Consider the following 10,201-nt stretch of genomic DNA (forward strand, 5'->3'; position numbering starts at 1 on the left):
TCAGATAGAGATTGGTCGGCTGTCAGGCCGCCATCGCTGGCAAGCCAGCTCCCACATTTGGATTGAGTGCATTCAGCGGCTCGTAGGCCGCCATCGCCGGCAGGTACAGTTCGGATTTCGTGCTGTCCCCGCGGCAAAGCCGCCCCACTCAACACAATGAGCGTTAGCTCGAGTACCGCTTTTGATCTGAGGGCCCGTCGGCAGGCTGAGTGGAGGGATTTACCCGGGGGTGGGAGCGCAGCGACCGTTTGGCGCAGCCAAACACAGCGAGAGGAGGTGCAGCGAAGCAAACCGTAGGCGCTGCCCCCCGGATGAATCCCGGAGCGAAGGAACCGGAGCCTAGGCGAGGGCCGAACGTCAGGGCACAGACCTTTTGGTTACTTTTGGGGCGTTTGCCAAAAGTGACCCGCCGTAAGGGCGGAACCCTAAGCAGCCGTTACCGCAGCAACGGATATGTACTCATAAACACCAACCACGAAGGCCCAAGTCCGATAACCGCCCACAAAAAAACGCCCCGATCTCTCAACCAGGGCATTTCACTCAAACCATGCAACCAACGCTTAGTGCGAAACCGCCCCACTCGCCCCCAACCCAGTCTGCGAACGCACAAACTGCGGGAAGAACAGCGCCCGCTCGTTCTCGGCCGCCGCCGACTTGTCAGTAATCGAGAAGAACCAGATCCCGATGAACGCAATGATCATCGAAAACAGCGCCGGGTACTCGTAAGGGAAGATCGCCTTCTCGTGATGCAGAATCTGCACCCAGATGGTCGGGCCAAGAATCATCAGGCCCACCGCACTCACCAGCCCCAGCCAGCCACCCACCATCGCACCGCGGGTGGTCAGCTTCTTCCAGTACATCGAAAGCAACAGCACCGGGAAGTTGCAGCTTGCTGCGATGGAGAACGCCAGGCCCACCATGAACGCAATGTTCTGGCTTTCGAACAGAATGCCCAAGCCGATCGCCAGCACGCCCAGCGCGATGGTGGTGATCTTCGACACGCGAATTTCATCCTTGTCGTTGGCCTTGCCCTTCTTGATCACGCTGGCATACAGGTCGTGCGACACCGCCGACGCACCGGCAAGGGTCAAACCGGCCACCACCGCCAGGATGGTCGCGAACGCCACCGCCGAGATGAAACCAAGGAACACACTGCCACCCACCGCGTCGGCCAGGTGCACCGCCGCCATGTTGTTGCCGCCGAGCAGCGCGCCCGCCGCATCCTTGAAGTCAGGATTGGTGCTGACCAGCAGGATCGCGCCGAAGCCGATGATGAAGGTCAGGATGTAGAAGTAGCCAATGAAACCGGTAGCGTACAGCACACTCTTGCGCGCTTCCTTGGCGTCGCTCACGGTGAAGAAGCGCATCAGGATGTGCGGCAGACCGGCGGTACCGAACATCAGTGCCAGACCGAGGGAGAACGCCGAAATCGGATCTTTCACCAGACCGCCCGGGCTCATGATCGCTTCACCTTTGGGGTGAACCTTGATCGCTTCGGAGAACAGTGTGTTGAAGTCGAAGTTGACGTGCTTCATCACCATCAGCGCCATGAACGAGGCGCCCGACAGCAACAGCACCGCCTTGATGATCTGCACCCAGGTGGTCGCCAGCATGCCGCCGAACAGCACGTAGAGGCACATCAGGATGCCCACCAGAATCACCGCAACGTAGTAGTCGAGACCGAACAGCAGCTGGATCAGCTTGCCGGCGCCAACCATTTGCGCGATCAGGTAGAACGCCACCACCACCAGCGAACCGCAGGCCGACAGGGTGCGGATCTGGGTTTGCCCGAGACGGTAGGACGCCACGTCGGCAAAGGTGTATTTGCCCAGGTTACGCAGACGCTCGGCGATCAGGAACAGAATGATCGGCCAGCCCACCAGAAAGCCGATCGAATAGATCAGGCCATCGTAGCCGGAGGTGAACACCAGCGCGGAAATTCCCAGGAAGGACGCCGCCGACATGTAGTCGCCGGCAATCGCCAGACCGTTCTGGAACCCGGTGATCTTGCCGCCCGCCGCATAGTAGTCGGCGGCCGATTTGTTGCGTTTGGAGGCCCAGTAAGTGATGCACAGGGTGGCACCGACGAACACCACGAACATGGCGATCGCGGAAACGTTGAGCGGTTGTTTGTGGACTTCGCCGGTCAGGGCGTCAGCGGCCCAGACGGCCGGGGCGAACGCTGCGATGCTCAAAAGAGCCAGTAGACGCCGGATCATTGCTGAGCCTCCTTGAGAATCGCATTGTTCAGGTCGTCAAACTCGCCGTTGGCGCGTCGTACGTAGATTGCGGTCAGAATGAAGGCCGAGACAATCAGGCCGACACCGATCGGAATGCCCCAGGTAATCGACGACCCGGGACTGAGTTTGGCCCCGAGCACTTGCGGCCCGTAAGCGATCAACAGGATGAAAGCGGAGTAAAGCCCTAGCATGATCGCCGAGAGTATCCAGGCGAATCGTTCCCTTTTTCTCACCAGCTCCTTGAAGCGCGGGCTGTTTTGAATCGAGAGGTAAATGCTGTCGTTCATTGTTTTTATCCTCGCAGCACAGATTATTGTTGGAACATATCCACTGTATGCGGCTGCGGAACGGGTTCCAGACGACCTTAGTATTAGAACGACATGACGTTTTCGCCAATTTTTGGACGCTAATTAGCCGAAAGAATTGGAAAGAGGCTTTGAAACAGCCGTAAACCCTCCCAGACGGGACTTGTTGCTGGAAACAAATGTGGGAGCGAGCTTGCTCGCGAAGGCGTCGTGTCAGCCAACATTTCTGTCAACTGTTACACCGCTTTCGCGAGCAAGCTCGCTCCCACAGGGGTCAGGCGTTGTTGGTACTTTTATTTGGTCCAGTCAGCCACGCGATCCGGGTGCTTGGCGACCCAATCCTTGGCCGCCGCTTCAGGCTTGGCGCCGTCCTGGATGGCCAGCATGACTTCGCCGATTTCGTCTTTCGATGCCCACTGGAAGTTCTTCAGGAACTTGGCCACTTCCGGAGCTTTGGCGTCCAGCTCTTTGCTGCCGATGCTGTTCACGGTTTCAGCCGCGCCGTACACGCCTTTCGGATCGTCGAGGAAGCGCAGTTTCCATTTGGCGAACATCCAGTGCGGCACCCAACCGGTGACGGCAATCGACTCGTTCTTTTTCTCGGCTCGGGTCAGCTCGGCAATCATGCCGGCGCCGGAACTGGCCTTGAGCGTGTATTTGTCCAGGCCGTAATCCTTGATCGCCTGATCGGTTTTGAGCATCACGCCTGAACCGGCGTCGATGCCGACGATGCGGTTCTTGAAGCTGTCATCGGTCTTGAGGTCTTCGATCGATTTCGCTTTGACGTACTCCGGCACGATCAGGCCGATTTTTGCATCCTTGAAGTTCGGGCCGTAATCGACGACCAGATCCTTGTTCTTCGCCCAGTATTCGCCGTGGGTAACCGGCAGCCAGGCCGAGAGCATCGCGTCGAGTTTGCCGGTGGCCACGCCCTGCCACATGATCCCGGTGGCGACGGCCTGCAGTTTCACGTCGTAGCCGAGTTTCTGCTTGATCACCTCGGCCGCCACGTGGGTGGTCGCGACGCTGTCGGACCAGCCGTCAACGTAACCGATATTCAGGGTCTGTTTTTCAGCGCTGGCGAAAGTGGAGCTCATCGCAAGCACCAGAGCGGCACCTGCGCCTAAAAGTCGTCGCATCTTCATCGTTTACTTCCCCGAAATGCTGCGCCCGACGGATGCCGGGCATCGTCAACGTATTGTTATGGTGCACAGCGCCCCCATCACGCCTGACCGCAAACTCGCTCGAATGCCAGTGGAGTACTGACGCTTTCGATCATCGGCCTGACGCCCGTAGCGACCTGCTCTGTCAGCGACCTCAATACAGCGAGAAACGACATCAGAAGGCCATTAATCGCCTCTGAATAATTGGCGCCAGACAATCCGCCCGAACTTTGCATGTGCAAATCATGCAGGCCACCAACCCGCGGATAAATGCAGGTAACATGCGTCGCTTTGCAGCCACTCGGCCTGACCATGTCCGCGACTTCCCGCTTCCCGTTTGTTCCTTATCTCTTCGCCTGCCTGCTCGGCCTGTTTGCCCTTGGCGGCTTCTGGTACGGCCTCGGCAAACCGGTGATCCTGCCGGACGCCGCGACCCCGACGCACAAGTTGCAATGCGCCTCCTACACGCCATTCGACAAGGATCAGTCGCCGTTCGACGTGCCGTTCAAGCTGCGCCCGGAGCGCATGGACGCCGACCTCGCCCTGCTGGCGACGCGCTTCGAATGCATCCGCACCTACTCGATGACCGGCCTCGAAGCCCTGCCGCAACTGGCGCGCAAGCACGGTTTGAAGTTGATGATCGGCGCCTGGGTCAACAGCAACCCGGTGGACACCGAGAAAGAAGTCGAACTGCTGATTGCTTCGGCCAACGCCAACCCGGATGTGGTCAGCGCGGTGATCGTCGGCAACGAAGCGTTGCTGCGCAAGGAAGTCACCGGCGCGCAACTGGCGAAGCTGATCAACAAGGTCAAAAGCCAGGTCAAGCAACCGGTCACTTATGCCGATGTCTGGGAGTTCTGGCTCAAGCACCCGGAAGTCGCGCCGGCGGTAGATTTCTTGACCATTCATTTGCTGCCGTACTGGGAAGATGATCCGTCGAATATCGATGTCGCCCTGCAACATGTGGCGGATGTGCGTCAGGTGTTCGGCAACAAATTCGCGCCCAAAGACGTGATGATCGGCGAGACCGGCTGGCCCAGCGAAGGCCGCCAGCGTGAGACCGCCCTGCCGAGTCGGGTCAACGAGGCCAAGTTCATTCGCGGTTTTGTCGCGATGGCCGAGAAGGAAGGCTGGCATTACAACCTGATCGAAGCGTTCGACCAGCCATGGAAACGTGGCAGCGAAGGTGCAGTTGGCGGTTACTGGGGCCTGTTCGACGCCGATCGTCAGGACAAGGGCGTGCTCGCCGGGCCAGTGACCAACGTGCCGTACTGGAAGGAATGGCTGGCAGTTGGCGGGCTGATCTTCCTCGGCACGCTGATGCTCGGCGGTCGGGTGCGCACGACGCAATCGGCGTTGGTTCTGCCCCTGCTTGCGGCAGTTGCAGCCTGCTCGATCGGCGCCTGGGGTGACTTGGCGCGGGTGACTACACGGTTTGCCAGCGAATGGTTGTGGGTCGGCTTGCTGACGGCGTTGAATCTGTTGGTGCTGGCGCATGCCGCGCTGACCATGAGCAACCGTCAGGGATGGCGTGAAAGGGCGTTCAATCTGCTGGAGCGCCGTGCCGGCTGGCTGGTTGCGCTGGCAGGGTTTGCGGCGGCGGTGATGATGCTGGAAATGGTCTTCGATGCGCGTTATCGCAGTTTTGCCAGCATGGCATTCATTCTGCCGGGGCTGGTGTACGTGTGCCGTCCGGTCAGCGTGCCGCGTCGGGAAATCGCCCTGCTGACCTTCATCATCGGCGCCGGCATTGCGCCGCAGCTGTATGTAGAAGGCTTGTTCAATCAGCAGGCATGGGGTTGGGCGTTGGTCAGCGGGTTGATGGTCGCTGCGTTGTGGCGCAGCTTGCGGGTTCGCAATCGCTGATTTTCATTAGCCGAACGGCCTCATCGCGAGCAGGCTCACTCCTACAGTTTGGAATGCGTTCCCTTGTAGGAGTGAGCCTGCTCGCGATAGCTGAGGATCAGGCGCTACGAGACGCTCTGACCAACCGCAATCCGCCAATCACCACCGCAAACACCGCCAGAGTCGTGTTGTACAACGCCAGCGCCGGCAACCCGAACACCAGCGCCAGCACCGCCAGCCACCACCCTGCCCGCCCCGGCAGGACAAAACCGAGTAGCGCCGCGCCCAGCGCAGTCCAGCCCAACACTTTGAAGTGAATCATCAGCCCCAGGTTCGAGCGCACCGCGCATTCCCAGCGGCTCGCCTCATCGACGCAGATGCCAACCCACTGTCCGTCCTCCATGAAGCCATAACGCGCGCCATAACTGGCGGCCAGCCACAGCGGCAACAGCACGAGCAACAGAATCACGGGCAAGCGGCGGGACATGAAACTCTCCAATCAACGAAATCGGCGGCCAGCTTAATCTGCCCGTACGCGTTGGCAAGCACTAACAACTGTTAACTGGTCATCCGCGCCTTGCAAAGTGTATCGTCCAGCTACTATTACTCCGAATTCTGCCTGTTTGGTGCCGAGGCATGGCACTTTGGCGCAAGCCCGGTGGTCATAGCCTGCGAACTTCATTCGGCACCTTCCTTTAAGGGATCCAGTCATGCTCCGTTCCTTGCGCTTCGCCGCGCTGTTCAGCGGCCTTATTCTGAGTGCGTCCGCACTGGCGGTGGATATCGATGCCGCCAGTTATGGCTATCCCCTGACCAACCCGTTCGAGGCGACCATCGCCACCACGCCACCGGACCTGCGTCCGGAATTGCCGTCGAACGACGAGATCAATCAGTCCGACCACAGCATCACCCTGCGCCCGGAACGGGCCTTCATCCTCCCGGACAATTTCTGGGCGGTGAAGAAACTCACCTACCGCATCGCCGAGCAGGACAAACCGGCGCCGCTGATCTTCCTGATCGCCGGCACCGGTGCGCGCTTTGACAGCACGCTCAACGAATACCTGAAGAAGCTCTACTACAAGGCCGGCTACCACGTGGTGCAGTTGTCGTCGCCAACCAGCTTCGACTTCATCAGCGCCGCTTCACGCTTCGCCACCCCGGGCATCACCAAGGAAGACGCCGAAGACATGTACCGGGTGATGCAGGCCGTGCGCGCGCAGCATCCGAAACTGCCGGTCACCGAGTACTACCTCAGCGGCTACAGTCTCGGCGCGCTGGATGCCGCGTTCGTCGCGCATCTGGACGAGACCCGGCGCAGTTTCAACTTCAAGAAAGTCCTGCTGCTCAACCCGCCGGTCAATCTCTACACCTCGATCACCAACCTCGACAAGCTGGTGCAGACCGAGGTGAAAGGCATCAACAACAGCACCACGTTCTACGAATTGGTGCTGAACAAGCTGACCCGCTATTTCCAGCAGAAAGGCTACATCGACCTCAATGACGCCCTGCTCTACGACTTCCAGCAGTCGAAACAGCACCTGACCAACGAGCAGATGGCGATGCTGATCGGCACCTCGTTCCGCTTCTCGGCGGCCGACATCGCCTTCACCTCCGACCTGATCAACCGTCGTGGCCTGATCACTCCGCCGAAATTCCCGATCACCGAAGGCACCAGCCTCACACCATTCCTCAAGCGTGCACTGCAATGCGACTTCGACTGCTACCTGACCGAACAGGTGATCCCGATGTGGCGCGCGCGCACTGATGGCGGCAGCCTGCTGCAACTGATCGATCAGGTCAGCCTGTACGCACTCAAGGATTACCTGCACGACAGCCCGAAAATCGCCGTCATGCACAACGCCGACGACGTGATTCTTGGCCCGGGCGACCTCGGTTTCCTGCGCAAGACCTTCGGTGATCGCCTGACCGTTTACCCACTGGGCGGCCATTGCGGCAACCTTAACTACCGCGTCAACAGCGACGCCATGCTGGAGTTCTTCCGTGGCTAAATATCTCCTGCTGATTGCAGCGCTCCTCAGTGCAGGCGTGGCCCAGGCCGACAACAGCAAAGCCAACGCGCCGGTGGTGGTCGACAGCGATGGCTTCAAGGAGCCGCTGTCCAAACTCAAGTTCAACCCGGGGCTGGACCAGCGCGAGTTCGAGCGCTCGACGCTCAACGCGCTCAACGTCTATGACCCGCTTGAATCGTGGAACCGCCGCGTCTACCACTTCAACTACCGCTTCGATCAATGGGTTTTCCTGCCGGTGGTCGACGGTTATCGCTACGTGACGCCGAGTTTCCTGCGCACCGGGGTGAGCAACTTCTTCAACAACCTTGGCGACGTGCCGAACCTGGTCAACAGCCTGCTGCAGTTCAAGGGCAAGCGCTCGATGGAAACCACCGCGCGGCTGCTGCTCAACACCACTATCGGCATTGCCGGTCTGTGGGACCCGGCCACCGCCATGGGCCTGCCGCGCCAGAGCGAAGACTTCGGCCAGACCCTGGGCTTCTACGGCGTACCGGGCGGTGCCTACTTCGTCTTGCCGATCCTCGGCCCGTCGAACATTCGCGACACCGCCGGCCTGGCCGTGGACTACACCGCCGAATCGGCGATCAACTACCTGAACGTATCGGAAGTCAGCTCCAACCACCCGGAAATCTGGGCCCTGCGCGCGGTCGACAAGCGCTACCAGACCAACTTCCGCTACGGCCAGATGAACTCGCCGTTCGAGTACGAGAAAGTGCGTTACGTGTACACCGAGTCGCGCAAGCTGCAGATTGCCGAGTAACTTCGGCGGCAACAAAAAAGGGCCATTCGATGCGAGTCGAATGGCCCTTTTTCATGGCACAACCTAGATCAAACTGTAGGAGTGAGCCTGCTCGCGATAGCGGTGTATCAGACACATGAAAGGTGACTGACACGACCTCATCGCGAGCAGGCTCACTCCTACAAAGAACTGTGTTCAGCCTTTGATCGCGCGCCAGATTTTACCGACCACCGAAACCACCGCCAGCACCACCGCGCCAGCGATAATCCCCGCTACGCCATTGAGCAGCACAGGGACTGCGAACCCTGCGCTACCGGCCGCCACACCGACACTTTCAATCCAGTGATGCACCACAGGAACGCCGTGGGTGAGGATGCCGCCACCGACGAGGAACATTGCCGCCGTGCCGATCACCGACAGGCCTTTCATCATGTACGGCGCGGCACGCAGGATCGCGTTGCCGATGCTTTTTGCTGCCGAGCCGGATTTCTGCGTCAGCCACAGACCGAGGTCGTCGAGTTTGACGATACCGGCCACCAGGCCATAAACACCGACGGTCATGACAATGGCGATGCCGGACATCACGATCACTTGCTGGGTCAGCGAAGCGTCGGCGACGGTGCCGAGGGTGATGGCGATGATTTCCGCCGAGAGGATGAAGTCGGTGCGGATCGCGCCTTTGATCTTGTCCTTCTCGTAGGCCACCAGATCGGTGCTCGGCTCAGCCACCGCCGCGCTCAGTTGCGCGTGGTCGGCATCATCTTCGGCCTTGCTGTGCAGGAACTTGTGCGCGAGTTTCTCGAAGCCTTCGAAGCACAGGTACGCGCCGCCGACCATCAGCAGCGGCGTCACCAGCCACGGCACGAACGCACTGATCGCCAGCGCCGAGGGCACCAGAATCAGTTTGTTGAGAAACGAGCCCTTGGCCACCGCCCAGACCACGGGAATTTCCCGCTCGGCGCGCACCCCGGAGACTTGCTGGGCATTGAGCGCCAAGTCATCGCCGAGTACGCCGGCGGTCTTCTTCGCGGCCATTTTGCTCATCAACGCCACATCGTCCAGAACGGTGGCAATATCGTCGATCAGCACCAGCAAACTGCTTCCTGCCATGAATCATGTTTCCTTATGTGAATAATGCCGCGCAGCATACCGCGACTGCGGGCCACACGGGGCATTCTTGAGCCATGCGCGAGGCCGGTGCTACCATGCGCAACCGCCAGAACAGGCAAGGAACCACCGGGTTTATGAGCACAATCCGCGAGCGCAACAAAGAACTGATCCTGCGTGCCGCCAGTGAGGAGTTTGCCGACAAGGGCTTCGCTGCGACCAAAACCAGCGACATCGCCGCCAAGGCAGGATTGCCCAAGCCCAACGTCTACTACTACTTCAAGTCCAAGGAAAACCTCTACCGCGAGGTCCTGGAAAGCATCATCGTGCCGATCCTGCAGGCCTCGACCCCGTTCAACCCGGACGGCGTGCCGAGCGAAGTGCTCAGCGGCTACATCCGCTCCAAGATCCGCATCTCCCGCGACCTGCCCTTCGCCTCCAAGGTGTTCGCCAGCGAAATCATGCACGGCGCCCCGCACCTGAGCGCCGATCTGGTGGAGCAGCTCAACAGCCAGGCCAAGCACAACATCGACTGCATCCAGAGCTGGATCGACCGCGGCCAGATCGCCCCGATCGACCCCAACCACCTGATGTTCAGCATCTGGGCCGCGACCCAGACCTATGCCGACTTCGACTGGCAGATTTCTGCGGTCACCGGCAAGGACAAGCTCGACGAGGCGGATTACGAGGCGGCGGCGCAGACGATTATCCGGTTGGTGTTGAAAGGGTGTGAGCCGGACTGATAGACCGCGTTGAACGCTTCGCGAGCAGG

General features: G+C 59.9%; 9 protein-coding genes. 4 read left to right on the top strand and 5 right to left on the bottom strand.

Features of this window, described 5'->3' with window-relative positions; translation table 11 throughout:
- Window positions 1–560 precede the first annotated feature (560 nt).
- The 3 genes from PMI25_RS11075 to PMI25_RS11085 form a co-directional block, all read right to left on the bottom strand.
- Window positions 561–2,219, bottom strand: a complete 1,659-nt coding sequence (locus PMI25_RS11075) for a cation acetate symporter (protein ID WP_007969644.1) — start codon at window positions 2,217–2,219, stop codon at window positions 561–563.
- Window positions 2,216–2,527 carry a DUF485 domain-containing protein gene (locus PMI25_RS11080; protein ID WP_003222991.1) on the bottom strand — a complete coding sequence of 104 codons (312 nt, stop codon included), beginning with the start codon at window positions 2,525–2,527 and terminating at the stop codon, window positions 2,216–2,218. The genes PMI25_RS11075 and PMI25_RS11080 overlap by 4 nt, the downstream gene beginning before the upstream one ends.
- A gap of 311 nt (window positions 2,528–2,838) precedes the next feature.
- Window positions 2,839–3,690: a glycine betaine ABC transporter substrate-binding protein gene (locus PMI25_RS11085; RefSeq protein ID WP_003222989.1), complete on the bottom strand. Its 852-nt coding sequence runs from the start codon at window positions 3,688–3,690 to the stop codon at window positions 2,839–2,841.
- 288 nt (window positions 3,691–3,978) lie between these two features.
- On the opposite strand from PMI25_RS11085, the gene PMI25_RS11095 reads away from it, so the two are divergent.
- Window positions 3,979–5,574 carry a glycoside hydrolase family 17 protein gene (locus tag PMI25_RS11095; protein WP_007969643.1) on the top strand — a complete coding sequence of 532 codons (1,596 nt, stop codon included), beginning with the start codon at window positions 3,979–3,981 and terminating at the stop codon, window positions 5,572–5,574.
- A gap of 97 nt (window positions 5,575–5,671) precedes the next feature.
- On the opposite strand, the gene PMI25_RS11100 is transcribed toward PMI25_RS11095, so the two are convergent.
- Window positions 5,672–6,040, bottom strand: a complete 369-nt coding sequence (locus PMI25_RS11100; RefSeq protein ID WP_007969642.1) for a hypothetical protein — start codon at window positions 6,038–6,040, stop codon at window positions 5,672–5,674.
- 223 nt (window positions 6,041–6,263) lie between these two features.
- Between PMI25_RS11100 and PMI25_RS11105 the strand changes: the two genes are divergently transcribed.
- Window positions 6,264–7,562 carry a serine protein kinase PrkA gene (locus tag PMI25_RS11105; RefSeq protein WP_007969641.1) on the top strand — a complete coding sequence of 433 codons (1,299 nt, stop codon included), beginning with the start codon at window positions 6,264–6,266 and terminating at the stop codon, window positions 7,560–7,562.
- Window positions 7,555–8,343: an MlaA family lipoprotein gene (locus PMI25_RS11110; protein WP_007969640.1), complete on the top strand. Its 789-nt coding sequence runs from the start codon at window positions 7,555–7,557 to the stop codon at window positions 8,341–8,343. The genes PMI25_RS11105 and PMI25_RS11110 overlap by 8 nt, the downstream gene beginning before the upstream one ends.
- A 174-nt stretch (window positions 8,344–8,517) precedes the next feature.
- Here the strand turns inward: PMI25_RS11110 and PMI25_RS11115 are convergent, their stop codons facing one another.
- Window positions 8,518–9,432 (bottom strand): DUF808 domain-containing protein, encoded by a 915-nt coding sequence (locus PMI25_RS11115; RefSeq protein WP_007969639.1) that lies wholly within the window; start codon window positions 9,430–9,432, stop codon window positions 8,518–8,520.
- 134 nt (window positions 9,433–9,566) lie between these two features.
- Here PMI25_RS11115 and PMI25_RS11120 point away from each other — a divergent pair, with 134 nt between their 5' ends.
- Window positions 9,567–10,172 carry a TetR/AcrR family transcriptional regulator gene (locus PMI25_RS11120; RefSeq protein ID WP_007969638.1) on the top strand — a complete coding sequence of 202 codons (606 nt, stop codon included), beginning with the start codon at window positions 9,567–9,569 and terminating at the stop codon, window positions 10,170–10,172.
- Window positions 10,173–10,201: the final 29 nt, after the last annotated feature.

The sequence above is a fragment of the Pseudomonas sp. GM30 genome (assembly GCF_000282275.2).
GTDB lineage: Bacteria > Pseudomonadota > Gammaproteobacteria > Pseudomonadales > Pseudomonadaceae > Aquipseudomonas.